This is a genomic window from Enterococcus sp. (assembly GCF_022711995.1).
In the GTDB taxonomy this organism is placed as follows: Bacteria; Bacillota; Bacilli; order Lactobacillales; family Enterococcaceae; genus Enterococcus_D.
Genome location: NZ_JALAHI010000049.1, coordinates 53,092 through 78,716 on the forward strand (window position 1 = coordinate 53,092; position 25,625 = coordinate 78,716).

The window sequence follows — 25,625 nt, forward strand, 5'->3', positions numbered from 1 at the left end:
AAAGATATACTGCATCACTGAGTAGCTTCAACAACCTAAAGATTAAAATATGCTTTCCTCCTTGACTCAGATATCGAAGAAATTAGTATCTGCCAATGTTTGGGCAGTGCCTTCGATCTCCATTCCTTTTGGCGTACACAAGAAGATTTCATCTCCTACGCGCTTGATATCACCATCTTCAGCGTACACTGTTCCCGTCAAAAAATCAACTATTCGCCGTGCTTGATACTCTTCAATTAAATGAAAATTAACAAGTACAGCATCACCATTGATCACTTGTTTCGCAATTCCCATTGCTTCTGAATAAACCCGTGGTTCTACGATAGTAATCTTCCCTGCAGCCTTGGATTTAATTTCTTTGGTTTTGGGATTACTGCGTTGTTGCGCCATAGAAACAACCTTTTCCTCTGTCTTTGCTGGACGCTGTCTTTCAACAGGACTGCTATATTCCGCACCTACTGCTGCACGCTGCGCCTGCTGTGATGGCATATGGCTTCGTGAAAATGTATTGGTATTTTCAGAGCGTGTCATACGCGGTGCAGCATAAGAACTGCTTTGATTGACTGCGACATTTTGCGGAGATCTTACAGATTCTTGAGCGACTACACTTTCTTCGTAATAATCTTCTTCGTCTGTCAATCCAAAAAAATTAGTCAGTTTTTCTTTTAAAGACATATGTCAACCTCCTTTACTCCTGAAATAATGCGGTGCCGATACGAACAACTGTCGCACCCGCTTGAATCGCAATGGCAAAATCATTGCTCATGCCCATACTTGTTTCTGTACAAGGAGCATGTGCCAAGTGTAGCGCTGCGATTTTTTCTTGTAGTGTTTTTAATTGATGAAAGTACTGCTGTTGCTCTGCTTCTGAAGAAGCAAGTGGTGCCATGGTCATTAAGCCGATAACCTTGATTTTGTCATAAGGTTGCAATTCTTCAATAAATGAGCGAACTGTTTCCGGAGCAATTCCTTGTTTACTTGCTTCTCCTGAGACATTGACTTCCACAAAACAGGCAATTGGTTGGACAGCCCGTTTTTGAATCTCTTGAGCCAACTTCAGTGAGTCTAACGCATGAAAATAATGAATTTCATTTATAATTGATTTTACCTTTCTGCGTTGCAAATTACCAATAAAATGCCACTTGACCTCGGGAAAATCAGCCAATAGCTGCTTCTTTTCCAATAATTTTTCTACACGGTTCTCCCCGCAGTCAGTAACCCCTGCCTCGATGATCTCCCGTGTTTTTTCGCTATCGACAGATTTCGTCACAGCAACCAGACGCACGTCACTTGCTTTTCTAGAAACAAGAGCACAAGAATCCTGGATCTCTTGCTGGATCTTGTGCAAGTTCTCAGAAATCATGTGCTCTGCCTCCTAGCGTTTGCGACGGAAGAATGGGGGTGTACTTAATTCATCGTCGTCATTTGTTTTTACTTCATCTCTGTTAAATGTATCAAATTCTTTTTTCTCAACATTTTCAAATTGGCTTCCTTCTACTTTAGGACGAACATTTTGTTCTTTGCGAATATCCCAATCGCCAAAACCATGATCATCTTCTCCATGTGAAGGTTTCGCTTGATCCATATCTAACGTTGGTTTTTGTGGAATCGAGTGAATTTGGCCTTGTCTACTTGTGCGAGAAGAGCGTTCCTTTTTTGAAGGATCGATCCCTGTAGCAATCACTGTCACGCGAATTTCATCTCCTAGATCTTCATTGATTGAAGTACCTAGAATAATGTTGACATCGCCAGTTGCAGCATGAGCTACGATATCAGAAGCATCTTGTGCTTCAAATAACGTCATGTCCAATCCGCCGGTAATGTTTAGCAAGACTTGTTCTGCACCATCGATCGATGTTTCTAGCAATGGTGAAGAAATGGCTTTTTTCGTTGCTTCGATGACACGTTCTTCACCGCTGGCAACACCGATTCCCATCAATGCTGTTCCTTGGTTTTCCATCACTGTCTTCACGTCAGCGAAGTCCAAGTTGACATAGCCTGGTGCAGTGATTAGATCAGAGATCCCTTGAACACCTTGACGCAACACATTGTCTGCTTCACGGAATGCTTCCAACATCGGTGTCTTCTTGTCAACTACTTCTAATAAGCGGTTGTTTGAGATGATCAATAATGTATCAACATTTTCTTTTAATTTGGCAATTCCTTCCGCTGCAAAACGGCCACGTTTTGGTCCTTCAAAGGTGAATGGACGAGTCACTACGCCGACTGTCAAAGCACCGATTTCTTTGGCCAATTTAGCAACGATTGGTGCCGCACCCGTTCCGGTACCTCCACCCATGCCGGCAGTAATAAAGATCATGTCTGCCCCTTGCAAGGAATCGCGAATAGCGTCTTCACTTTCTTCTGCAGCTTTTTGCCCAACTTCTGGTTGAGAGCCTGCACCTAGACCACGAGTATATTTAGGGCCTAATTGAATAACTGTTTCAGCTTTTGAATTTTTCAGCGCCTGCACATCTGTGTTGGCTGCGATAAATTCGACACCCTTAACGTTTTCTTCGATCATACGGTTCACAGCATTGCCGCCGCCGCCGCCGACACCGATAACTTTGATTACAGCGCCATCATTGATATTGTTATCAATTGAAAATTCCATAGTTTGTCTTCCTCCTGAGTATCGTTTTAGATTATTCAAAGATATTTGAGAAGAAATCTTTTACGCGATTTGGAATTGATTCGCTTTTCTTCTCTTCTTCTGGTTCTTCATAAGTTTCTTCCGGAGCTTCATATTGTTCATAAGAAATCTCTTGTTGGATCGCCACAGGTTGTTGTTGTGTCGTACGCTCACCCGTGATCGCACTTTTAGCCAGCTGATAAACTTCACTTAAATTAGCAGAATAATCAACGATACTGATCACATTAGTGAAAACTGGATTTCTCAATCCCATATGATTTGGTACGTACAATTTAACATTTGTTTCAAAGACTTCTTGGGCTAAATCAACGACACCAGGTAAACTTGCCGCACCACCAGTTAAAATAATACCGCCTGGCAAATCAAAGGCATCGATTTCATCCAATACATCTTTTGATTTATTAAAAATCTGTTCCATTCGTGCTTCAATGATTTCAGCCAGATAGCGTTCATCGATTTTGACAGGTTCAGATTTACCAATGACATCCACTGGAAATTCTTCGCTTGCCGAAGTCCGTTCTGGATAAGCATCGCCATAATTGATTTTTAATGCCTCTGCATTATTGAAAGAAGTGTTCAATACTGTGGAGATGTCTTTGGTTACAAATTCTCCACCTTCTTGATTGACATGGGTGAATTTCAACTGTTTGTCATGCATTACCGAAGTTGTTGTTTGACCGCCACCAATATCAATCACGATCGTACCAAAGTCTTTTTCACCATCTGATAAAATCGACTCAGTCAAAGCTAATGGTGTGATCACAAGTTCGTTGACAATCAAGCCAGACTTTTCAACACATTTGCGAATATTGTGCAAGATGGTTTTAGGGCCGGTGTAAACTACCCCAAACATCTCCAAACGGACGCCAATCATTCCGCGAGGGTCTTTGATTCCTTCAAAGCCATCCACAGTAAACTCTTGTGGTAAAATGGCAATGATTTGTCTTTCAGGAGGTGTAGAACGAACAAGCGCTGCTGATGCTACGTTACGTACATCTTCATCAGTGATTTCTTTTGATTCGCTGTTAACAGCAATCATCCCTTGGCAATTTTCAACTTCTAATAGATTAGCTGGCACTCCTACACTCACGCTGCGAATTTGAATACCTGCTTTTTCTTCTGCTTGTCTTACTGCTCTTTGGATGGCTTGAACCGTCTTGTCAATGTCTACAATGATTCCGCGGTTGATTCCTTCTGATTTTGCATTTCCTACACCAATAATGTTCATTTGGCTATCAACGTATTCAGCTACAACAACTTTCACAGATGTCGTACCAATATCGAGGCCAACATACATTCCCGTTTTTGCCATGGATGGGGTTCCCTCCTACTTAATTTGCATATATCGCGAACCTTGAAAAGTTCGTATTTATATTTAATTAGAATAATTTGTTCACTGTTACCAATTCTACCATATAATAGCGATTTTTAGAAACAAGTTAATGAAAAAAACTCTTGAATTTTTCCTAAGAATCCCCTTCGGTCGATTGTTCTGTGCTTGTTTTACTCTCTTTTGTATTGGAAATCGGATAAGTGAAGATTCCCACTTCCATATCAATGATACTGTCCTCTTTTAAATCCTTTACGATTTGCGGATAATATTGCATTTGACTGACCATATTCGAAATGTTTACAATCACTTGATTGCCATCGTTCATATAGATTGTCAAAAGTTCATCATTGCTCTTACGAGGCGTGTATTTGATCTGAGAAATCCCTTCTCGGATCTCTTGATTTAACTGCTGATACGCAGTCAGAACTTCTTTGATTTTTGACTGATCTGAAAAACTTTCCAAGATAGGAAGGCCTTCCACTGGTTGATCACTTGGTTCTTTGAGCACCGCACCACTTTCCAGAATTGGAGAATATTGGTTATCACTAGCCAATAACGCGACTTCGTGATACTCAGATACCTTGACCTTGAGTTGGTTAAAAGAAGTAATCGTGACTTGGACATTTTTAACACGAGGCAATGCTTTTTTGATGGCTTGCTCCGTTTGTTCCCGATCAAAATACTGTGGCCACAATTCTTCTCCGGTGGTCAATTCTGAATGTTCGATAATGGATTGGGTAGGTACTTGATCATTGCCCACGACTGTAATACTTGCTAATTTACTCAACGGAGAAACGTAATACAGCACAATGAGTAACGGGATCAATAAAACTCCTATGATCAATAGCAGTCGCCGCCACAAAATTCGATTACGGTATTTTTTTATGTTTGGTAACCGATCAGCAAACGAGCGGGGAACTGAATCCGACGCATTTGTCTCCGACTCGTCAAGCTCTGCTTGATGTTCTTCGGTATCCGTTTCTTGATACTGTTCTTGGTCTTTATCTGAATGATTTCCTGAAATGACGGAAGGAGACCAGCCAGGTTGTTCGCCATGCTCTTTTTGGTAACGCAGATTTTCTTTCTGCCAAGGAGTCAATTCTTCTGTCGTGGGGGTGGTTTGATCATCATGCGGTTTCTGATCTTTACTGATGACAATCTCTCCTTTCTATCCAACACATTGTACTATTTGATTACCTCTTGCACAAGTCGAAATAGCCGTTCAGAAGCATCACTGATTCCTTGCTCTTTCGATGCCTTCGCCATTTCTATCCGTAGGTTTTCATCACTCATGATCGCATCGACACAGGCAATAAGATTTTGACTATTCAACTCGCTATCCGCAATCATCTTAACTGCTCCAGCATTGACCAAGCTTTGCGCATTTTTCGTTTGATGGTCATTGGTCACATAAGGGCTAGGAATCAAAATTGCTGGTAACCCTAGTGCAGTAAATTCTGCGATCGATGTAGCCCCTGCTCGTCCGATCAGCAAATCACTATTGGCCATGACTTCTGCCATTTGATCAATGTAGGGACGGATGCTGATATTTGGAAAAGCATCTTTTGACATCCCGATTTTTTCTTCAATTTCTTGATAATAACGCTCACCAGAAGCATAGAGCAACTGGTAGTCTTTTTGGGCGAAAAGGGGGATGGCTTCAATGATCGCTTGATTGATTTTCAGTGCCCCTTGACTACCGCCAAAAACCAGAACTGTTTTTTTCTTAGGATCAAGATCATAGGAAGCAAGGATCGCCGATTTCTGGCTGTTTTTCACTTCCTGTCCCCGAGGATTTCCTACTAAGACAGTCTTCTTTTCAGGAAAATAATGGGCAGCATCTTGAAAGGCGATCGCGATTTTATCCACATACCTAGTCAAAAATTTATTCGTGATCCCCGGAACACTGTTTTGCTCATGGATGATCGTCGGAATCTTGAGGGCAGATGCCGCATAGACCACTGCGCCAGACACATAGCCCCCAGTTCCGATCACAACATCTGGCTGAAATTCCTTAAGTATTTTTTTTGCTTCCCGGTAACTTTTCAAAAAGAGGTGGATCGTTTTCACGTTATCCAATGAAAGTTTCCGTCTGAAGCCTTGGATTTCTAATGTTTTAAATGGGATGCCAGTAGGAGGAACGATTTTGTTCTCTAAACCACGGTTAGCCCCAATATATAAAAATTCAGCTGTTGGGTCAATGGAACGAACATAGTCGACAAAAGATAACGCCGGATAGATATGTCCTCCGGTTCCACCACCAGTTACAAGTATTTTCATTCGCTTCGCTCATTTCTCTTAAGTTCTGCTACTGCCGCCATAAATTTATCTCCGCGCACTTCAAAATTAGGATATTGATCCCAACTTGCATTGGCTGGTGATAAAAGCACGGTATCTCCTGGTTGACTTAATCGATACGCAAGAGGGACGGCCGTTGTCACATCTTCTGTTAATTCGATCGTTTTGATTCCTGCTTTACGAGCAGTTTCAGCAAGTTTGTCTTTTGTTTGGCCAAACAAAATGATTGCCTTTAGGTTTTGCAATGCTGGGATCAGTTCATCAAAGGAGTTGCCGCGATCCAGACCGCCAGCCAACAAAATCAATTGTTCATTTTGAAAGCCGCCTAATGCCATTTCAGTTGCCAAACTATTGGTGGCTTTCGAGTCGTTAAAGAAACGAATTCCAGCAATCGTATCCACATATTGGGTACGATGAGGCACACCAGTAAAGGTATGTAAGGCTTGTGCGATGGCTTCATTTTTCACGCCTTCTAGTTTGGCCACTGCAATCGCAGCTAACGCATTTTCAATATTGTGGTTTCCTGGAACGCCAAGTTCAGAAACAGGCATGATCACTTCATCTTTAAAATAAAGCTGTTCTTCTAAAAGATACGCACCTTCAACTTTTTGTTTTGTTGAAAAAGGCACTACTTGTGCTTTTGTTTGCTGAGAAAGTTCCATCAGTTCTGGCTGATTCCAGTTGATGACCAGAAAATCTTTTTCGGTCATATTTTGTTGCAACCGCCATTTGGCACGAACATATTCAGAACGGCTGCCGTGATAATCAAGATGGGCTTCATAAATATTCGTAATCACCGCAATGTTTGGGTGAAAGGTATCGATCCCCATTAATTGGAAACTGGATAGCTCCATGACCAAACGATCTTCCGCGGTCGCAGTTTGAGCCACTGTACTTGCTGGAAAGCCGATATTTCCGGATAACAATGCCCGACCTTTTGTAAGCCCTGCATTTAAGACATTTGCAATCATCGTAGTGGTTGTGGTCTTTCCGTTGGTTCCCGTGATCCCAATGATGGGTGCGTCAGAAATTTTATAAGCCAACTCAACTTCTGTGATGATGGGAATATCTTTCTCGATCGCTTTTTGAACAATCGGTTGCTCGTAAGGAATTCCCGGATTTTTGACCACCAGTGAAAATCCTTCATCCAACAGTTCGATAGGATGACTGCCAGTGATCACTTTGATGCCTAACGCCAAAAGATCCTGTGCTTCTGGATTTTCGGCAAAGGGTTTTCCGTCATTAACCGTAACAAGTGCGCCCAAATTGTGTAACAATTTAGCCGCACTAAACCCACTTTTTGCCAATCCTAGCACAAGAACTTTTTTATTTTGATATTCATTTATATTTTTCATATGATTCATCTCTCCTACCATACAATCACTAATGTGATGATCGAACATCCTAAAGCGATCAGCCAAAAAATTGTATCGATCTTCCATTCCGACCAGCCACTCATTTCAAAATGGTGATGAATAGGCGACATTTTAAAAATGCGTTTACCAGTCAATTTGAAAGAAGCAACTTGCAACATCACACTTGCTGTTTCAATCACATAAACAAGTCCGATCAGCAACAACGTCCATTCTTGGTGAAGCAATATCGAAATTGCCGCTAAAAGACCACCTAATGCAAGGGAGCCCACATCGCCCATAAATATTTTTGCTGGTTTTCGATTGTATGGAAAGAATCCGATCAAGCCGCCAATGACCGCTAAACAAACGATGAGGACATCGATTTGATCTTGTCGCCAAGCAATAAGTCCGTAAGTGGCAAAAGAAATCGTGCCCAGTCCTGCCACCAAGCCATCAATTCCGTCTGTTAAGTTAACCGCATTTGAAAAACCGACTAACCAAAAAATCACAAATGCACCATAGAAAAATGATAGTGGCAGCTCAATTCCAAAAAAGTTTAGCGTATTGGCATTTCCTTCTGACAAGAAAACGAGGTAGAAGACAATGCCCCCTACGATTTGGCCAATCAGTTTCTGGATAGAATTCAATCCCATGTTACGCTTCTTGAAAATTTTGATAAAGTCATCTAAAAATCCAAGGGCGCCATAGACCAAGACAATAAATAACAAAATGAACAGGGATGCTGTCAGTTGTTGCTGCCACGCACCCACCCAAATAGCTGTGATCAGTGCCGCAATCAAAAATACGAAGCCGCCCATCGTAGGAGTGCCCGCCTTGACATTATGCCATTTTGGCCCTTCCCCACGAATCTCTTGTCCGTATTTTTTCATTTGAAAATAGCCGATAAATAGCGGCATTGCAGCAGTAACGATTGCAAAACTGCTGGCAAGTGGCAATATCATCTCTGTCCATTTCATAGCGTTCTCTCCCATTTAATCTTATTCGCTCAATTTGAATGTGATCGTTTGATCCTTGATTTCCTCATACGGTGACAGACTTTGTGAAACACAATACCCATCGCCTTCAAATTTGACATCAACATCCAACATCTTGCCTAACTTGACGATATCGGCTTTTGACCAGGAGGTCGTATCAGGCATATAAACTTTGTCACTATCTGTCAGTAAAAGAACTCGCTCCCCGGGTAATACGGTTGATCCCGTATCCAAGGATTGATCGATGACCGTATTGCCATCTCCTAGTACAACTGGCGCTAAGCCAAGTTTTTGCACATCACTTGCTGCTGTCGTTGTATCTAATTTCCGGTAATCGTTCACTGTCACTTTCTGACTCGATTCTGTTGTTGTGTCTTCTAACGTAGCTTTCTTTAAATCCATCACACGTTTCATCAACGGATTGGCGATTTTTGCCAATGCGTCACTGTCATGTGTTTTTGGTAGTTTGATCGTTAAATACAGAATGTATTCTGGGTCTTCGGAAGGAACCATTTCGACGATGGAATAAAGGTAGTTGGAATCGCCAGACAAGTATTTTCCCGTTTTCGGATCTGCGACTTGGGCAGTCCCGGTTTTGGCCGAGATATTATACCCCGGTACACTATAGACACCATAGGCACTTCCGTAATTTTCACTTTCTACCACATCTCGCATATATTCTCGAACTTTGGTCGCGGCTGTTTCAGTGATTGGATGGCCAACAACTTCCGGCTGAGTGATGGTTTCTTCGCCAGTTTCATTATCGACGATTTTACTGATGAACTGCGGCTTAACCATTGTTCCGTTATTTGCTACGGCAGAAAAAGCCTGCATCATTTGAAAATTCGTGACACCAATAGCTTGACCAAAAGAGGTCATGGCTTGACTGACCGGATTATTTTCCGGCATGATCCCGGTATTTTCATTTGGTAAACCTGAGTAAGTGCTGCGTCCGAAACCAAACTGTTGCAAGTATTGTTGCCAGCGGTCAGTCATCCGTTGTTCCAACGTGACCATCCCAATATTACTGGACCAAGAAAGAGCTTGACGCATCGTCAATGTCCCTTTTTGTCCAAAGTCCCAGTCATTGATGGTGGCATCGTACAGTTTCAACCCATTAGGACTTGGGGTGAAGGTTTCATTCTCATTGAATATTCCTTGATCGATAGCAGCCGCAGTGGTTAAAACTTTCATGGTTGAGCCCGGTTCATAGTTGTCTTCCACCAACAAATTCTGCCATGTCTTGATGGTACTTAAATCATCTGGATCATAGGTTGGTCGTTGCGCCATCGCTTCGATTTCCCCTGTTTTTGCATTCATTAATGTGGCGGTCAAATCTTCTGGTTCGTATTCTTTGAACACTTTATCCATCAATGTTTCCAAATAACTTTGGATCCGACTATCAATCGTGGTATAGATATCTTTGCCATCCACTGCGGCAACAGATTCTGCCACCGTTCCAGGGAGGGGATTTTGATTGTTATCCTTTTGATAAACGATCTTTCCGTCTGTTCCAGATAACACATCATCGTAAGCCGCTTCTAGCCCCGTTTTCCCAACTAGTCCAGAAGAGTTATTTTCTTCATCTTCAGCCAAAGCATAGCCAATAAAATGGGAAGAAAAAATACCATTTGGATACATTCTGGAAGGATTGTCCGTAAAATAAAGACCAGCGATTCCTTCTTTTTTCATCGCATCTTCGATGGCAGTCTTTTTCTCCAGCGTCATTTTATTCCCTTGACTGCCAAAAGAAACCTGCCATTTTTCTTCTTTTAGGCCATTTTTCAAAATCGTGACAGCTTCATTCTGATCGATGCCTAGTTGCTCGTTTAGAATTTTGGCTAATTTCGTAAAGTTTTTTTCTTCAGCGTATAGATTTTTCTTGCCACTCACGTAGGATTTTGACAAGATCGCATAGACAGAATAAGAAGTCGCATCTTCTGCAATGGCGATCCCGTTGCGATCATAGATCGTGCCGCGCTTTGCTTTGACCACTTCACTTCCTTGATAAAGGCTTTTGGTTTTTTCAGCTAATGAAGTCCCAGCCACATCTCCAACGATCACTATGTAACTCAAACGCGTGACAAACAAAAAGAACAATCCAATACTCGTAGCAAAGAGAATAATACCTACTTTTTTGCGATTGTTCGTTGTAGTTTGATTTTTCTTTTTCAAGTATTGCTTGAATTTATCTGTTAGCTTCATTTAATCCACTTTCCTTAAATTGTCATTATCGATCGACAATCCATTATCCTCAGCAACCTTTTTGATACGCTCAGTTTTAGAAAGTTCATTTCTTTCTTGCTCTAATTGTTCTGCTTGACTATTTTTTTCATTGATGTCTGATTCGATCAGCGAGATATCATGTTCCACTTGACTGATTGAAGTCCGAATATTGATCGTTAAGATCGCCAATGTCAAAACAGCTACGATTACAAAAGCTGCAATCAGCTTTTCCAAATTAGAGATACTTTTTAACCGGCGGGCAGGCGATGCTGGTACACGGATAACCTCAGGACGTTCAGGTTCGCTTGGCAGCTGTTCAATTGTCGGTTCAGAGTGAGCATAAAACTCTTGTTCAGACGTTTCTTCAAATTCATAATCATGAACTTTTAGTTCTGCCATAATTGCTAACCTTCACTTTCCTTCATTTTTTCCGCGATTCGCAGTTTTGCACTACGGGAACGATTGTTTTCAGAGATTTCTTCTTCCGATGGAAGAAGCGGTTTTCGAGTAATTAATTTTAATACTGGTTGAAATTCTTCAGGAATGATCGGTAACCCTGGTGGCACATCTTTTGGGGTGCTATACTCTTTGAACGTTGACTTGACGATCCGATCTTCTAAAGAATGGAAAGTGATAACACTGATCCGTCCATTTTTTTCCAATAAATCGATGGCCTGTTCTAAAGATTCTTCAATCACGCCTAATTCATCATTTACAGCAATCCGAATTGCTTGAAAGATTCGTTTAGCAGGATGCCCACCTTTGCGTCGTGCAGGAGCAGGTATCGCAGTCTTGATGATCTCAACTAATTCTCCAGTTGTTTCAATCGGTTTGTTTGCCCGTGTCCGTTCGATTTCACGAGCAATCTGTTTTGAAAATTTTTCTTCGCCATAACGGAAAAAGATTTTTACGAGTTGGTGATAATCAAATTGATTCACTACCTCATAAGCCGTCAAAGCAGCCGACTGATCCATCCGCATATCTAACGGTGCATCCTGGTGATAACTGAAGCCACGTTCTGCTTCATCTAATTGAGGCGAAGAAACGCCTAAATCATACAATATCCCACTTACTTGATCGACACCTTGTTGTTGCAAAGCTTCCTTTAAATAGCGGAAATTACTTTTTATAAATGTGACCATTCCTTTAGCCACATATGGCGCTAAACGTTCTTTGGCATGATCGATCGCTTTTTGATCTTGGTCAAATGCATAGAGGTGTCCCTCTTCTGATAATTGGGACAATAAATATTCACTATGACCTGCGCCACCTAATGTACAATCGACGTAGATCCCATCTGGACGAATCGCTAACCCGTCCACTGTCTCCTTCAACATTACGGTGTAGTGTTGAAATTCTGCCATGTGCTTTCCTCTTCCTATAAGCCAAAATCAATCATTGTTTCAGCAATTTCATCAAAATTTTCTTCTGCTTCAGTGGTAAATGCTTGCCAGCGGGCTTCATCCCAAATCTCGATTCGGTTTGAAACACCGATGATCACACAACTTTTCAAAAGTGATGCATGTTCACGCAAGGTTGCCGGAATGTTGATTCGACCTTGTTTATCGATCTCACATTCTGTGGCAGCGGAATAAAAGAAACGTACGAATGTCCGCGCATCTTTTTTTGCAAGGGGCATTTCGTTGAGCTTTTCTTCAAGTTTTTCCCATTCAGATAAGGGGTACCCAAATAAACAGCCATCTAATCCACGTGTCACAACAAATTTTTCTCCGAGTTTTTCTCGCAGTTTTGAAGGAACGATTAGTCGGCCTTTTGCATCTATCGAATGTTGATATTCACCCATAAACATCGATAAATAACCCCCGATCTCCACCTGATAATCACAGTCTACCACAATCCCCCACTTTCTACCACATTTAACGTGAAATTTAAAAGGGAAGTTCTTTGACTAATTTTTACCAAACGAATAAACAGGAGTTACTTTCTCTCAAAAAGTTTTTAAAAAAACTTTAAGCCGAAAATTCTTGATAGGATAAGGGTTTATCTCAATCGATAATTATAAATACTTAACGATATTTAGAATGATCAAAACGATGTGGAAAATTACTGTAAACAAAAAGATACTCCGCCAATACATTTTGATGTATCGACCATATTGGATTTCTTCATAATAATACGCTTGAAAGACCGCTAAGAGAATTCCCATCAATAGAATAGAGATCAAGTAATAAGGGGTGATTGATTGTTCAAAGGTACTCTTCGATAATTGATGAATACCAATCACTAAAAAAGGCACAGCCAAGTCAGGCGCCTTGAGTCCAAATCGTTCCTTTAATGACAAGACAGAAACTAAAAATCTACAAGCAAAAAAAACGATCAGTGGAAAGATATACCAAAATAAAACAGCAGGCCCAAATCCAGACATACAAACATTTCCTTTCTAACAGCTAGTGTCACTATACTTTATTTTCATTACATCTGTGTTTCAGTTCTTTTAAAAATCCGAGGTCCAATAAGACAACCTGCAATGTTTTCCATCAATCGCAGGGATTGGCTTATTTTTCTCTATTTCATTCCTTATTAAAACAGAACAACCACCCTTCAACAAGAGAATCTTTGAAAAAACTTTTTTCCCTCATGCAAAAAATTCAATATTTCTTAATTTCTAGTGATAGCAGCTTGAGTTCTTGGCTGATTGGGGGTAAACTGTCACTAGAAATGAATCTAAAAGGTGGATCACGATGAACGAAAAAAAACCAAAGAGCACATTTGCCAAAGTTACACAGGTAGTTATTTGGACGATGCTTATTTTAACGATTGGGTCGGTCTTTCTAGCGGCCTATACTAGTATCATGAGATAATCAAAAAACAGCCATGCAAGAAGACCTCCAAAACCTTCGTCACTAACGAACTTAGGGTAGATGCTTCAAACGCATTGCTGTTTTTTTATTTATTTCTAAATAAAAATCAGGTAACTACACAGGTAACTACACAAGTAACTACAATAGTGGTGAAACAAGTCGGGCCAACCCTTCTTTGATTTTGATCACCACTGGGCGATTCCGGTATTTCTCTAAAGTCAATTCCGCCGAATCCTCTGAGTCAGCAAAAAATGCTTGTCGGGCGTCCTCTGCCACTTTTGCATCGTAGACAATGGTATTGACTTCAAAATCGAGACGAAATGAACGGACATCAATATTCGCTGAACCGATGGAAACAACTCCACCGTCAATAATCATTGTTTTGGCATGCATGAAGCCTTTCTCATAGGTCTCCACCACTGCACCATACGCTAACAACTCAGCCGCAAAGGAGTAAGTCGCCCAATAGACGAGCGGATGATCCGGTTTGTTCGGGATCTGTAAATGAACGGAAACGCCAGATAACAGAGCCAGCTTCAATGCATTGTGGATGGACTCATCCGGAATATAATAAGGTGTTTGGATCAAGATTTCTTTTTTGGCTAAATTGATCATCTTCAAATAAGTCAGCTTGATCTCTTCATGCTCGGTATCTGGGCCGCTGGTCACTACTTGCGCAGCAATCGTGCCCGTAGAAGCAATCATCGGAAACAATGCGGCTTCATATTTGATTTCGATGGCATGCTGCGAATTCCAATCCATCAAAAAACGATTTTGCAACGAGTAGACTGCTGGTCCTAAAATGCGTAAATGATTGTCTCGCCAATAGCCAAATTTTGCTACTTCCCCTAAATATTCATCTCCAACATTGAACCCACCGGTATACCCAATCTTGCCATCGATCACAACGATTTTTCGGTGATTCCGATAATTGATGCGAGGATTGAGATACGGAACGAACAACGGGAAAAAGAAGGCAACCTGACCGCCATGAACCCGCAACTCATCAAAGAATTTCAATGACACTTGGGTACTGCCCCAGGCATCCAAAAGCACCCGGACTTTCACTCCTCGTTTGGCTGCACGAATCAAAGCATCCCGTACTTCTACTCCTAAGGCATCACTGCGATAAATATAATATTGCATATGGATGTGATCCGTTGCCTCATCAATGTCTTTGAGCAACGCATCAAATTTCTTGCGACCATCTTTGTAAAGGGTCATCTCATTGGTAGTCGTATACAGTGACTGCCCATAGATCGTCAATAAATAAACAAGTGGTTTGACTTCGACTTGTGCAGTGGGCGGATGAGGATAGAGATTTCGCTGTAATGCTTGCTTTTGCTCTTCCATCTCCACATTCAAACCAACTTTGGCTTGTGTTCGCAAATCGAAAATCTTTTCTTTGGAAATCCCACGACCAAAGAAAAAGTAGAGTACAAACCCTACGACTGGTATAAATAATAAAACTAGCAACCATGCCCATGTCTGAGCTGTTTGCCGTCTTTCTCTAAAAATAATCACGAGCGACAACAAGATATTGACGAAAAAAATAATCGTGAATAAGTTATCCATAACTAACATACCAACCCTCACCTCTTCTAAAAGGATAGCGAACTTGAAGCCTAATGTAAAGGTATCGACAAATGAAAAACAGACCTGCTAGTCAGCAGATCTGTTTCAATAACACGTTCTAAGCTTTCAAGAAGCGGCGCATGGAGATGACCGATCCCAAGGAACCAATCACGATCCCAATCAAAGCCATCACACCACAAACTTGCAGCAGAAACTGATTTGGCGCGATCAAACTATAATTGGAGCGCAATAATGCTGGATTGGCTAACAAGTAAACTTGATGGTAACCAAAATACATAATAGCAATCGGAACGATGGAACCCAGCAATCCGATCCAGCCGCCTTCTAAGAAAAATGGCCAGCGAATGTAGCCGTTTTTTGCACCTACTAAACGCATGATTTGGATTTCCCGTTGTCGAGACAAGATCGTGATCCGAATCGTATTTGAAATCAGGAACATTGCCACAAAAATCAAGAGGATCGCAGCGCCTAAGCCCCATGTACGGACCGCAGCTGATAGAGCAAAGATCTTATCAGAAGAATCGCCACCATAGTCGGCTTTAAAGACATTTGGCAGTTCTCCAGCTTGTTTTGCAATTTCTTTGGTATGTTCAGGATCCGTTGCACTGACAACATAGACGTTATATAGGGGATTACTATCGCCTTCAAACAAGTTCCAAGAATCACCCATTGCATCTTGAATTTTTTTCAATTCATCGTCACGACTCGAAAAATGCACTTCTGAAACATTCGGTAATTCTTTTAAGGACTGTTCTAAAACATCCATATCTTTTTGTTCTGTTCCGATATCTACGAACACAGAAACATCCACATTTTTACGAATATCCTCGGCTAACTTCGTTGCGTTTAAAATAACACCTAAGAAGATACCGACGAGGGTCAGCGTAATCGTAACCGCACTGAGTGACGCAATCGTCATCCAGCCGTTCCGTTTTAAACTTTTGATACTCTCAAGGAGATGACGGAAAAACGTTCTAATCATCGTAACCATATTCTCCTTCCGCTTGGTCGCGAATGATCCGACCATTTTCAATTGCAATCACACGATGACGGATCGTATTAACGATCGTGCTATTGTGTGTCGCCATAACCACTGTTGTTCCCTGCGCGTTGATCCGATCTAGCAACTTCATGATTTCCCAAGAGTTTTCAGGGTCTAAGTTTCCCGTTGGTTCATCTGCGATCAATACTTTAGGGGTATTGACGATTGCCCTAGCAATGGACACTCGTTGTTGTTCCCCACCAGAAAGTTCACTGGGGAATACCCGCACTTTGTGCTTCAATCCTACAAGGTCTAGGACTTCCATCACGCGTTTTTTGACCTCTCGAGGCTTGCGGCCAATAACTTGCATCGCATAAGCCACATTCTCATAAACCGTTTTTCGCGGAAGCAATTTATAGTCTTGGAAAACAACACCGATTTCGCGGCGCATTAAAGGCACTTCGCGATTCTTGATCGTCAGCAAGTCATAACCTGCCACATTAAGAACACCCTTCGTTGCTTTTTCTTCTCGATACATCAATTTGATAAAGGTCGATTTCCCTGCACCGGAAGGTCCGACGACATAAACGAATTCACCTTGATCAATTGAAATCGAAAGATTACGGATAGCAGTCGTACCGTTAGAGTACTTTTTCATTACTTCTTTCATTTCAATCATGCAGCTATCTCTCCATCTCAATTTATTTCACACTGGCTTATTATAGCATGAATATATTTCACAATGCTTTCAACAGATTACAGTTATATTTCAATCTGTTTAATAGGCGAGTATTATTTTTGATTCAATTTCAACTTGAGGTATGCATCGATAAAGCCGTCTAAATCACCATCCATTACCGCTTGGACATTTCCTGTCTCGAAGTTTGTTCGGTGGTCTTTGACCATCGAATACGGATGAAAGACATATGAACGAATTTGTGAACCCCAGCCGATCTCCATCTGTTCCCCACGAAGGGCCGCAGCTTCCTGCTCTTTCTTTTCCACTTCTAATTGATATAGTTTTGCTTTTAGCATCCCCATCGCTTGTTCTCGGTTTTTCAACTGCGAACGTTGCGCCTGACTTGCTACTACGGTACCCGTTGGGATATGGGTGATCCGCACAGCAGACTCGGTTTTGTTGATGTGCTGTCCGCCGGCACCACTGGCCCGATAGGTATCGATTTTCAGATCATCACTATTGATTTCAATATCGATGGCCCCATCTAGTTCTGGCATGACGTCTACTGAACAAAATGACGTATGCCGTCTTTTAGCTGAATCAAAGGGGGAAATACGAACCAAACGATGAACCCCTTTTTCTGATTTCAAATACCCATAAGCGTTATGGCCTTTGATCAACAAAGTGACACTCTTGATTCCCGCTTCGTCTCCTGCTTGATAGTCCAACGTTTCGACTTGGTAGCCATGCTGTTCACAAAAACGGGTATACATCCGCAGCAACATGCTGCCCCAATCTTGAGATTCGGTACCGCCAGCTCCGGGATGCAGCTCGATGATCGCATTGTTTCGATCATAAGGTTCATCTAATAGCATAGCCAACTCGTAAGTACCCATTTTTTCATTCAACGCTTGGATACGTTCTGCCAGTTCTGCTTCCATTTCTGCATCTGGTTCTTCTTGGATCATTTCCAAAAGAACTTCTAGCTCTTCAAACTCTTCTGCTAATTGATTAAATTGATCATAAGTTTCTTTATTGGCATTGTTTTCATTGATCACTTTTTGGGCTTGTTCGGAATCATCCCAAAAAGTAGGATCAGCCATCTGATGTTCTGCCTCTGCGATTGCCTCTTCTAATTGATCTAAGTCAAAGAGACCCCCTAAAACTATTTATTTTTTCACTCATTTGATTTAATTGATTACGGATATCTGCGATTTCCATTCAGGTTCCTTCTTTCTTCACGGGTATTGTAAATGAACGGAAAAGGCTGGACAAGAAAAGCGGCCAGCCTTTTTCCTAACATATCGATTCTTTATCTATTTTTGCCATGACAGTTCTTAAATTTCTTACCGCTGCCGCAAGGACACGGATCATTACGACCGACATTTTTGAAACTAGGATCTTCTTCTGGCACGGTTTCTGTTTCTTGGGCTTCTCCTTGTGCAACTTGTTCCCGCTGCACGTTTTGACGGATCTCAGCTTTCATGAACAAACGAGTGACTTCATATTCGATGGCTCCCACCATGTCTTCGAACATGTTGTACCCTTCTGTTTGATATTCAACCAGTGGATTGTTTTGTCCATACGCACGTAACCCAACCGATTGTCTTAATTGGTCCATCGCATCAATATGGTCGGTCCATTTTGAATCAACCACTCGCAAGATGACCACTTTTTCAAACTCCAGCAATTGTTCTTGGCTATTCAATTGGGCTTTCTTCTGTTCAAAGACTTCTTCTGCCCGTTGATAGAGGTAATCTTTGATTTCTTGCGGCTTTTTACCTTTGATATCATCAATCGTGATGGTATCTTCATGCACCAAAGCACTTCCAGCAAAATCGACGATTCCTTCATAATTCCAATTGCTTTCTTCTAATTGAGTATGGCTATCGACAACTCGTTCAATGGATCGTTTGACCATGTTCATCAATGTTTGTGACAGGTCATTTTCTTCCATGATCACTTCTTGACGCTGACCATAGATGACTTCCCGTTGTTCCCGCATGACATCATCGTATTGCAAGACATTTTTCCGGGTATCGTAGTTGTTTCCTTCTACTCGTTTTTGAGCAGATTCTACTTGTTTAGACAACATCTTGCTTTGAATAACGGCATCTTCTTCATCAATCTTCATGCGATCCAAGAATACTTTGATCCGCTCAGACCCAAACCGTTTCATCAAATCATCTTCTAATGAAAGATAGAACTGAGAAACCCCTGGATCTCCTTGACGTCCTGAACGTCCTCGTAATTGGTTATCGATCCGTCGCGACTCATGACGTTCTGTACCGATGACCGCTAATCCACCTAATTCAGCAACACCTAAACCTAACTTGATATCTGTTCCCCGACCAGCCATGTTGGTTGCGATGGTCACAGCGCCTTTTTGCCCAGCGTTCAAAATAATTTCCGCTTCTTTAAAGTGGTTCTTGGCATTCAGCACTTCATGAGGAACTTTTTCTCTATCCAGCATACTTGAAAGCAGTTCAGAAGTTTCAACCGCAACTGTCCCTACAAGAACCGGTTGTCCTTTGCGATGACGCTCTTTGATATCTTGAACTACTGCGTGGAACTTACTTTCTAATGTTGGGTAAAGCAAATCGGCCCGGTCATCCCGAAGAACTGGTCGATTGGTTGGAATTTGAATGACTTGCATATTGTAGATTTCACGAAATTCTTCTTCTTCCGTTTTCGCGGTACCCGTCATCCCTGAAAGTTTCTTGTACATCCGGAAATAGTTCTGGAAAGTGATGGTCGCCATCGTTTTGGTTTCATCTTCGATTTCAACATTTTCTTTTGCTTCGATCGCTTGATGCAACCCATCAGAATAACGACGTCCATCCATGATCCGTCCAGTAAACTGGTCAACGATCAGAACTTTGCCTTCTTGTACCACATAGTCGATATCACGGATCATGATGTAGTTCGCCCGTAACGCTTGATCCATATGGTGGGTCAACGCCGTGTTTTCAATATCATACAAGTTTTCCAAGCCAAATGTTTCTTCGGCTTTCTCAATCCCTTTTTCGGTCAACCCGATGGTTTTTGATTGAATATCGATCTTATAGTCTTCTTCTTCCTTCAATCGTTTTACAAAATTATCAACCCGATTGTATAATGCCGTCGATTTTTCTGCTTGACCGGAAATGATCAGTGGTGTTCTGGCTTCATCGATCAAAATCGAGTCCACTTCATCAACAATGGCATAATTCAATGGTCGTTGAACCATTTGATGACGGTAAACCACCATGTTGTCACGTAAATAGTCAAAACCTAACTCATTATTCGTACTGTAGGTAATGTCACAGGCATAAGCTGCCCGTTTTTCTTCGGCCGTTCTTGAGTTGATATTCAACCCAACAGTCAGTCCCAAGAAATTGTATAACTCGCCCATTTCTGTCGAGTCACGGGTTGCCAAGTATTCATTGACAGTGACAACGTGCACGCCGGCGCCGCTTAATGCATTCAAATAAACCGGCAATGTGGCTGTCAGGGTTTTCCCTTCACCGGTACGCATTTCAGGAATATTCCCGTCGTGAAGCACGATCCCCCCCATCAATTGGACATGGTAAGGATACAAACCTAAGACACGTTTTGCCGCTTCGCGAACCACAGCAAAGGCTTCCGGCAACAGTTGATCTAATGTTTCACCTTGTTGAAAACGTCCGCGAAACTCATCTGTTTTTCCGCGTAATTGTTCATCAGATAAAGCGGCCATCTCGTCCGCATAAGATTCAACTTGTGAAGCAATATGGTCAAGACGTTTTAATTCTTTTTTATCATTTTCGATTAATTTTCTAAAAAAATTGGCCATGCCTATATGATTCTCCTTTTATTTCTACTTTTCCTTAACCGGAAACTCTCCTAACTATTTTATCACTAGTTCATCATAAAGGAAATATTTTTCGGCGTAGTTCACGTTCTTCCAGAATTTTTTAACTCTTTTTTTCTTTTTTCAACGCTGTCACTGTTTTTTTGAGGCAAAATCTTTTTATAGAAGAAAAAAATGTCTCCATCCTTCTACTCAAAAAAACCAGAGCAATCGTTTGCTTTATTTTACCAAAAAAATTTATTTCGTTCATTTTTAGAATGTGAAAAAATGAACCAATATTTTTTGATTGTTTTCAATTGTCTCCCACCCCCTATCCGACTAATCTTAGAAAGCTTTCAGCTTTAATGGTGACTAGTGGTTTTATGCTGCTGAGAGAAAAAGTTTAAAAAAACATATTTTCTGCTTGACTATTATCGCAATCGATTGCATAATTGAATTTGTAAACGCAAACAATCAATTTTTAGGAGGAATAAGAATGAAAGTAGATGTAAAACGATTACTTATTGGGGGTAGTATTTTAAGCTTATCTGCAATCATGTTAAGTGCCTGCGGCAACAGCAATAATGACACAGCAACAAGCAGTGGTGCAGCAGAGTCAAGCGCAAAAGTCGAAGGCGATATCAAATTATGGGTCGATACGGAACATATTGATGCCTTGCAAGGACAAGTTGATAAATTTGAAAAAGAATATCCTGATGTAAAAGTAACCGTTGCAGCTGGTTCTTCTGCTGATGCAAAAGCAGATGTTTCAAAGGATCCTGAGCAAGCTGCTGATGTCTTCATGATGCCTCATGACCAAGTGGGTCAAATGGCGGAAGCAGGTCTGATTTACCCAATCGGCGACAAACAAGCAGCAACGATCAAAGATACCAATGTTGAAGCAGCGGTTGACGCAGTAACTTGGAAAGACAAAATTTACGGCTATCCTTATGGGGTCGAATCACAAGTGCTTTATTACAACACCTCTAAATTGACTGCAGATGACGTTAAAACTTGGGAAGGATTGACTTCTGCCGGTAAAATCGGTACCAACTTTGCCGAAGCTGGTGCCAACTATATTTTTGGTCCTTTATTCATGAGTAACGGCAATGTTCTTTATGGCGAGAACGGGGAAGACATTAACGGAACAAACTTCAACAACGAAGCTGGGATTGAAGTCCTACAATGGATTGCCGACCAAAAGAACAATAGCGGTGTCCTTCAAGCAAGTGAATCTGCATTGTCTGATCTACAATCCGGCAAATCGGATGCCTTCCTTTCTGGCCCTTGGTCAAAAAATGATGTAGAAAAAGCCCTAGGAGACAATATGGGTGTTGCAGCTTACCCTACCATCGACTTTGGCAGCGGTGCGAAACAAATGAAAGCTTTCTTAGGTGTAAAACTGTATGCAGTGAACCAACAAACGAAAGCACCTTTAGCAGCAATGGCCTTAGCTGAGTATCTAAGCAACCAAGAAACCCAAGAAATCGAATTTACTGAAAACGGTGTTGTTCCTTCTAACAAAGATGCGCAAAATTCCGACGCAGTCAAAGCAGATGCCGTCGCAAAAGCTGTGATGGAGATGTCTGATGCAGATCACTCTGTCGTGATGCCTAAATTACCTGAAATGGTTTCATTCTGGCCACCAATGGATGCGTTGATCAACGATACCTACAAAGGTCAAATCAAAGCGGATCAGTTCCAAGATAAACTTGATAAGTTTGTTTCTGACATTTCTAAAGTATCAGAATAATTGACGATACATCACTATACATGACAATGGACTGTGACATAAGCCATCATCCAACAAGTTAAACCGAATAATAGTCTATTGCTATTAGATTCCTCTGACTTTTGCAACGAGGAGCTACTGCACCACAGGAGCAATACTAGTTACTGTTCGGATAGTGTGACTTGTCGGAGACTTTTGTCACAGTCACTTCTAATTAATCATGAAAGCAAGGTGAGAGGATATGTTCAGGAAAAAAAATGTGTCGCATATCACTTTTAGAGAATTATTCAAAAAAGGCGATCTAGCGACAAAACTGTCTTTTATTTTGATGGGAAGTGCCAATTTTGCCAATAAGCAATGGTTGAAAGGGATTATTTTCATCGTAGCACAAGTTGGTTTTATTGCTTGGTTTCTGCGAAATGGTTTCCATGCCCTTATGATGCTGCAAACCTTAGGAACACAAAAACAAGGGTTGGTCTATAACGAGGCACTTGGTATCGATATTTTGCAAAAAGGTGACAATTCCATGCTCTTATTGCTTTTCGGTATTGCTTCCCTATTGGTTTGTGCTCTTTTGATTATTCTTTATATCACAAATTTGAAAAGCGCCCGTTATTTGTATGAATTAAAACAACAAGGACGTAAAATCCCAACGACTCTCGACGATTTACATAGTCTGGTGAACGAACGCTTTCATGCAACCTTGATGACAATCCCATTGATTGGTGTCTTATTTTTTACCATCTTACCGCTCTTATATATGATTTCGATCGCCTTCACCAATTATGATCATACGAACTTGCCGCCAAAAAATCTGTTTACTTGGGTCGGATTGAAGAACTTCTCGAACGTCATCACGGGTGATATGGCTTCGACATTTTTCCCAGTATTAACTTGGACATTGATATGGGCGGTTCTCGCCACGATCACTTGTTTCTTTTTCGGTGTGATTTTAGCCCTATTGATCAATGCAAAAGGGATTCGTTACAAAAAATTGTGGCGTACGATTTTTGTATTAACGATGGCTGTTCCGCAATTTGTGTCTCTTTTGATCATGCGTAATTTATTGAATGGTTCAGGTCCTATCAACTCATTATTGTTGAATTTAGGCTGGATTTCCTCTTCGATCCCGTTTCTGACCGATCCTTTCTTTGCCAAAGTCAGCATTATCTTTGTGAATATGTGGATTGGGATCCCAGCAACGATGCTTGTAACGACAGGCATCTTACAAAACCTTGATCAAGAACAATTAGAAGCAGCCGAAATAGATGGCGCCAATAAATTCCAGATTTTCCGCTCCATCACATTTCCTCAGATTTTATTCGTGATGATGCCGGCATTGATCCAACAATTTATCGGAAACATCAACAACTTTAACGTTATTTTCTTATTGACTGGCGGCGGCCCTTCCAACTCGAATTTCTATGGTGCTGGATCCACCGACCTATTGGTCACTTGGCTCTATAATTTGACAGTCAACACGATGGATTACAATCTCGCTTCCGTAATCGGTATCTTGATCTTTATCTTATCTGCTGTCTTTAGCCTGTTTGCTTACACGCGAACAAATTCTTATAAGGAGGGATAACAATGTCTGTAAAGAAAAAGAAATCCGGCTACCAACAAGGTCAGTCAAAAACCCGCTTTCTAATTTATACGATTTTGATCATTCTTTCGGTTATCTGGTTATTCCCGATCGTTTGGATCATTTTGACAAGTTTTCGTGGCGAAGGCGGTGCCTTCGTTCCTTATATCATTCCGAAAGAATTCACTTTTGAAAATTACCGGCAATTACTAGCCAATGACAGCGGCAGTTATCCCTTCGTTCGCTGGTTCTTGAACACTTTATTCGTCGCTGTGTGCAGTTGCCTGCTATCCACCTTTATTACGATCGCGATGGCCTACTCCCTTTCCCGATTGCGCTTTCGACTTCGGAAGCCTTTCTTAAAAGTTGCCTTAGTCTTGAACATGTTCCCAGGCTTTATGAGTATGATCGCTGTCTATTATATTTTAAAAGCCCTCAATCTCACACAAAGCTTACTGGCATTGATCCTCGTCTATTCGGCTGGAGCAGCACTGGGCTTCTACGTTGCCAAAGGGTTCTTTGATACGATTCCCATGGCACTAGATGAATCTGCTATGATCGACGGTGCCAATAAATGGCATATTTTCACCAAAATCACATTGCCACTGTCAAAACCGATCATCGTCTATACTTCATTGATGGCCTTCATGGGGCCATGGATGGATTTCATCTTTGCCCGGATCATCATGGGGGATGACGTCAAAAACTATACCGTTGCCATCGGACTTTACTCCATGATGACAAAGACAACCGCCAACTCATTGTTTATGTCCTTTACCGCCGGTTGTGTACTGATTGCTATTCCAATCACACTACTCTTTATCTATATGCAAAAATATTATGTACAAGGAATTACTTCCGGTTCTGTAAAATAACCCCTGACCATTCCTTGATCAAAAAAGCTAGTGCCGAGACCCTATACTCGGTACTAGCTTTTTTTAGCTCATTGCTTCTTGACTCGCTAACGCGACTTCAACACCTTGTTCTTTCAATGTTGAGACATGCATTTCGCCCCAATGACAGAGGGCATCCAATACGCTGCTTAATGTCAGACCATAGTCGCTGAGAGAATAGACAACCTTTGGCGGGACTTGGTGATAAGAAGTCCGCAAAACGATGCCGTCTGCCTCCAACTCTCTTAGTTGCTGCGTCAGCATTTTTTGACTGATTTCAGGTATCCGTCGCTTTAAATCACTCGGACGCAAAGCGCCATCTCGCAGATTACACAGAATAATCGGTTTCCATTTGCCCCCGATCACATCCATCGTTGCTTCCACACCAATATTATATTTTTTTGGAGTCATACTTCAAACACTTCCTTTAAATTCACAAAAGTTACTTTTTTGACACTATAGCACAAAAAAGTAGGTACTATTCATCTGAACTTTTTTAGTATAAGGTATATTTACCAAAAATCAAGGAGGAAATTTATATGATCCACTCATTAACCGACACAATTACATTGAATGAACAAGTCAGCATTCCTGGCTTTGGTTTGGGCGTCTTTCAAATTCCTGATGAAGAAGTAGCTACTGTTGTAAAAAACGGCATTTTGAAA

The 25,625-nt window shown here is 41.3% G+C and carries 23 protein-coding genes and 1 pseudogene; 5 read left to right on the forward strand and 19 right to left on the reverse strand.

Features of this window, described 5'->3' with window-relative positions; translation table 11 throughout:
• Positions 1-66: 66 nt before the first annotated feature.
• The 13 genes from sepF to Q0A12_RS05100 form a co-directional block, all read right to left on the reverse strand.
• On the reverse strand, positions 67-675 hold the full coding sequence (gene sepF / locus Q0A12_RS05040; protein WP_291291574.1) for a cell division protein SepF: 609 nt from the start codon (positions 673-675) through the stop codon (positions 67-69).
• 13 nt (positions 676-688) lie between these two features.
• Positions 689-1,363: a YggS family pyridoxal phosphate-dependent enzyme gene (locus tag Q0A12_RS05045; protein ID WP_291291575.1), complete on the reverse strand. Its 675-nt coding sequence runs from the start codon at positions 1,361-1,363 to the stop codon at positions 689-691.
• Positions 1,364-1,375: 12 nt separating this feature from the next.
• Positions 1,376-2,614 (reverse strand): cell division protein FtsZ, encoded by a 1,239-nt coding sequence (gene ftsZ / locus Q0A12_RS05050; protein ID WP_291291576.1) that lies wholly within the window; start codon positions 2,612-2,614, stop codon positions 1,376-1,378.
• Between the two features lie 31 nt (positions 2,615-2,645).
• On the reverse strand, positions 2,646-3,965 hold the full coding sequence (ftsA, locus tag Q0A12_RS05055) for a cell division protein FtsA (protein ID WP_291291577.1): 1,320 nt from the start codon (positions 3,963-3,965) through the stop codon (positions 2,646-2,648).
• Between the two features lie 154 nt (positions 3,966-4,119).
• Positions 4,120-5,085, reverse strand: coding sequence for a cell division protein FtsQ/DivIB (locus tag Q0A12_RS05060; RefSeq protein ID WP_291291578.1), 966 nt, complete (start codon positions 5,083-5,085; stop codon positions 4,120-4,122).
• Between the two features lie 86 nt (positions 5,086-5,171).
• Positions 5,172-6,266, reverse strand: a complete 1,095-nt coding sequence (murG, locus tag Q0A12_RS05065) for an undecaprenyldiphospho-muramoylpentapeptide beta-N-acetylglucosaminyltransferase (protein WP_291291579.1) — start codon at positions 6,264-6,266, stop codon at positions 5,172-5,174.
• Entirely contained in the window at positions 6,263-7,639 is a 1,377-nt protein-coding gene (gene murD, locus Q0A12_RS05070) for a UDP-N-acetylmuramoyl-L-alanine--D-glutamate ligase (protein WP_291291580.1), read from the reverse strand. The genes murG and murD overlap by 4 nt, the downstream gene beginning before the upstream one ends.
• A gap of 14 nt (positions 7,640-7,653) precedes the next feature.
• Positions 7,654-8,616 (reverse strand): phospho-N-acetylmuramoyl-pentapeptide-transferase, encoded by a 963-nt coding sequence (mraY, locus tag Q0A12_RS05075; protein WP_291291581.1) that lies wholly within the window; start codon positions 8,614-8,616, stop codon positions 7,654-7,656.
• A gap of 21 nt (positions 8,617-8,637) precedes the next feature.
• Entirely contained in the window at positions 8,638-10,839 is a 2,202-nt protein-coding gene (locus Q0A12_RS05080; RefSeq protein ID WP_291291582.1) for a penicillin-binding transpeptidase domain-containing protein, read from the reverse strand.
• Complete coding sequence (ftsL, locus tag Q0A12_RS05085) at positions 10,840-11,259, reverse strand: cell division protein FtsL (protein WP_291291583.1); 420 nt, start codon at positions 11,257-11,259, stop codon at positions 10,840-10,842.
• A gap of 5 nt (positions 11,260-11,264) precedes the next feature.
• A complete protein-coding gene (gene rsmH / locus Q0A12_RS05090) occupies positions 11,265-12,224 on the reverse strand; it encodes a 16S rRNA (cytosine(1402)-N(4))-methyltransferase RsmH (protein WP_291291584.1) in 960 nt (319 codons plus the stop codon).
• Positions 12,225-12,238: 14 nt separating this feature from the next.
• Positions 12,239-12,670, reverse strand: a complete 432-nt coding sequence (gene mraZ, locus Q0A12_RS05095; protein WP_291291596.1) for a division/cell wall cluster transcriptional repressor MraZ — start codon at positions 12,668-12,670, stop codon at positions 12,239-12,241.
• A gap of 207 nt (positions 12,671-12,877) precedes the next feature.
• Positions 12,878-13,246 carry a DUF3397 domain-containing protein gene (locus Q0A12_RS05100; protein WP_291291585.1) on the reverse strand — a complete coding sequence of 123 codons (369 nt, stop codon included), beginning with the start codon at positions 13,244-13,246 and terminating at the stop codon, positions 12,878-12,880.
• Positions 13,247-13,562: 316 nt separating this feature from the next.
• Between Q0A12_RS05100 and Q0A12_RS05105 the strand changes: the two genes are divergently transcribed.
• Positions 13,563-13,682, forward strand: a complete 120-nt coding sequence (locus Q0A12_RS05105) for a DUF4044 domain-containing protein (RefSeq protein WP_291291586.1) — start codon at positions 13,563-13,565, stop codon at positions 13,680-13,682.
• Positions 13,683-13,820: 138 nt separating this feature from the next.
• Here the strand turns inward: Q0A12_RS05105 and cls are convergent, their stop codons facing one another.
• From cls to secA, 5 genes are all read right to left on the reverse strand, one after another.
• Positions 13,821-15,266 carry a cardiolipin synthase gene (cls, locus tag Q0A12_RS05110; RefSeq protein WP_291291587.1) on the reverse strand — a complete coding sequence of 482 codons (1,446 nt, stop codon included), beginning with the start codon at positions 15,264-15,266 and terminating at the stop codon, positions 13,821-13,823.
• Between the two features lie 109 nt (positions 15,267-15,375).
• Positions 15,376-16,260, reverse strand: coding sequence for a permease-like cell division protein FtsX (gene ftsX, locus Q0A12_RS05115; protein WP_291291597.1), 885 nt, complete (start codon positions 16,258-16,260; stop codon positions 15,376-15,378).
• The gene (gene ftsE / locus Q0A12_RS05120) at positions 16,253-16,939 is read right to left on the reverse strand and encodes a cell division ATP-binding protein FtsE (RefSeq protein ID WP_005471877.1); all 687 of its coding nucleotides are present in this window, start codon (positions 16,937-16,939) and stop codon (positions 16,253-16,255) included. Before ftsE ends, ftsX begins: the two co-directional genes overlap by 8 nt.
• 113 nt (positions 16,940-17,052) lie before the next feature.
• A protein-coding gene (gene prfB / locus Q0A12_RS05125; protein ID WP_291291588.1) for a peptide chain release factor 2 occupies positions 17,053-18,160 on the reverse strand; the annotation gives its coding sequence in 2 pieces (ribosomal slippage) (positions 17,053-18,087 and positions 18,089-18,160; 1,107 coding nt in all).
• Positions 18,161-18,251: 91 nt separating this feature from the next.
• Positions 18,252-20,753: a preprotein translocase subunit SecA gene (gene secA / locus Q0A12_RS05130; protein ID WP_291291589.1), complete on the reverse strand. Its 2,502-nt coding sequence runs from the start codon at positions 20,751-20,753 to the stop codon at positions 18,252-18,254.
• Between the two features lie 493 nt (positions 20,754-21,246).
• Here secA and Q0A12_RS05135 point away from each other — a divergent pair, with 493 nt between their 5' ends.
• The 3 genes from Q0A12_RS05135 (at position 21,247) to Q0A12_RS05145 (ending at position 24,942) form a co-directional block, all read left to right on the forward strand.
• Positions 21,247-22,503 (forward strand): extracellular solute-binding protein, encoded by a 1,257-nt coding sequence (locus Q0A12_RS05135; protein ID WP_291291590.1) that lies wholly within the window; start codon positions 21,247-21,249, stop codon positions 22,501-22,503.
• A 220-nt stretch (positions 22,504-22,723) separates the two neighbouring features.
• Positions 22,724-24,070 (forward strand): sugar ABC transporter permease, encoded by a 1,347-nt coding sequence (locus Q0A12_RS05140; protein ID WP_291291591.1) that lies wholly within the window; start codon positions 22,724-22,726, stop codon positions 24,068-24,070.
• A 2-nt stretch (positions 24,071-24,072) separates the two neighbouring features.
• A complete protein-coding gene (locus tag Q0A12_RS05145) occupies positions 24,073-24,942 on the forward strand; it encodes a sugar ABC transporter permease (RefSeq protein ID WP_291291592.1) in 870 nt (289 codons plus the stop codon).
• A gap of 63 nt (positions 24,943-25,005) precedes the next feature.
• Here Q0A12_RS05145 and Q0A12_RS05150 read toward each other — a convergent pair whose 3' ends face one another.
• Positions 25,006-25,371 (reverse strand): helix-turn-helix domain-containing protein, encoded by a 366-nt coding sequence (locus Q0A12_RS05150; protein WP_291291593.1) that lies wholly within the window; start codon positions 25,369-25,371, stop codon positions 25,006-25,008.
• A 128-nt stretch (positions 25,372-25,499) separates the two neighbouring features.
• Here Q0A12_RS05150 and Q0A12_RS05155 point away from each other — a divergent pair.
• Positions 25,500-25,625 (forward strand): annotated as a pseudogene (locus tag Q0A12_RS05155) (aldo/keto reductase); the annotation flags it as partial.

Bases quoted from the DNA above. Each gene is read 5' to 3' on its own strand.
- sepF (WP_291291574.1), bottom strand. From the start codon at position 675: ATGTCTTTAAAAGAAAAACTGACTAATTTTTTTGGATTGACAGACGAA.
- Q0A12_RS05045 (WP_291291575.1), bottom strand. From the start codon at position 1,363: ATGATTTCTGAGAACTTGCACAAGATCCAGCAAGAGATCCAGGATTCT.
- ftsZ (WP_291291576.1), bottom strand. From the start codon at position 2,614: ATGGAATTTTCAATTGATAACAATATCAATGATGGCGCTGTAATCAAA.
- ftsA (WP_291291577.1), bottom strand. From the start codon at position 3,965: ATGGCAAAAACGGGAATGTATGTTGGCCTCGATATTGGTACGACATCT.
- murG (WP_291291579.1), bottom strand. From the start codon at position 6,266: ATGAAAATACTTGTAACTGGTGGTGGAACCGGAGGACATATCTATCCG.
- murD (WP_291291580.1), bottom strand. From the start codon at position 7,639: ATGAAAAATATAAATGAATATCAAAATAAAAAAGTTCTTGTGCTAGGA.
- mraY (WP_291291581.1), bottom strand. From the start codon at position 8,616: ATGAAATGGACAGAGATGATATTGCCACTTGCCAGCAGTTTTGCAATC.
- Q0A12_RS05080 (WP_291291582.1), bottom strand. From the start codon at position 10,839: ATGAAGCTAACAGATAAATTCAAGCAATACTTGAAAAAGAAAAATCAA.
- ftsL (WP_291291583.1), bottom strand. From the start codon at position 11,259: ATGGCAGAACTAAAAGTTCATGATTATGAATTTGAAGAAACGTCTGAA.
- rsmH (WP_291291584.1), bottom strand. From the start codon at position 12,224: ATGGCAGAATTTCAACACTACACCGTAATGTTGAAGGAGACAGTGGAC.
- mraZ (WP_291291596.1), bottom strand. From the start codon at position 12,670: ATGTTTATGGGTGAATATCAACATTCGATAGATGCAAAAGGCCGACTA.
- Q0A12_RS05100 (WP_291291585.1), bottom strand. From the start codon at position 13,246: ATGTCTGGATTTGGGCCTGCTGTTTTATTTTGGTATATCTTTCCACTG.
- Q0A12_RS05105 (WP_291291586.1), top strand. From the start codon at position 13,563: ATGAACGAAAAAAAACCAAAGAGCACATTTGCCAAAGTTACACAGGTA.
- cls (WP_291291587.1), bottom strand. From the start codon at position 15,266: ATGTTAGTTATGGATAACTTATTCACGATTATTTTTTTCGTCAATATC.
- ftsX (WP_291291597.1), bottom strand. From the start codon at position 16,260: ATGATTAGAACGTTTTTCCGTCATCTCCTTGAGAGTATCAAAAGTTTA.
- ftsE (WP_005471877.1), bottom strand. From the start codon at position 16,939: ATGATTGAAATGAAAGAAGTAATGAAAAAGTACTCTAACGGTACGACT.
- secA (WP_291291589.1), bottom strand. From the start codon at position 20,753: ATGGCCAATTTTTTTAGAAAATTAATCGAAAATGATAAAAAAGAATTA.
- Q0A12_RS05135 (WP_291291590.1), top strand. From the start codon at position 21,247: ATGAAAGTAGATGTAAAACGATTACTTATTGGGGGTAGTATTTTAAGC.
- Q0A12_RS05140 (WP_291291591.1), top strand. From the start codon at position 22,724: ATGTTCAGGAAAAAAAATGTGTCGCATATCACTTTTAGAGAATTATTC.
- Q0A12_RS05145 (WP_291291592.1), top strand. From the start codon at position 24,073: ATGTCTGTAAAGAAAAAGAAATCCGGCTACCAACAAGGTCAGTCAAAA.
- Q0A12_RS05150 (WP_291291593.1), bottom strand. From the start codon at position 25,371: ATGACTCCAAAAAAATATAATATTGGTGTGGAAGCAACGATGGATGTG.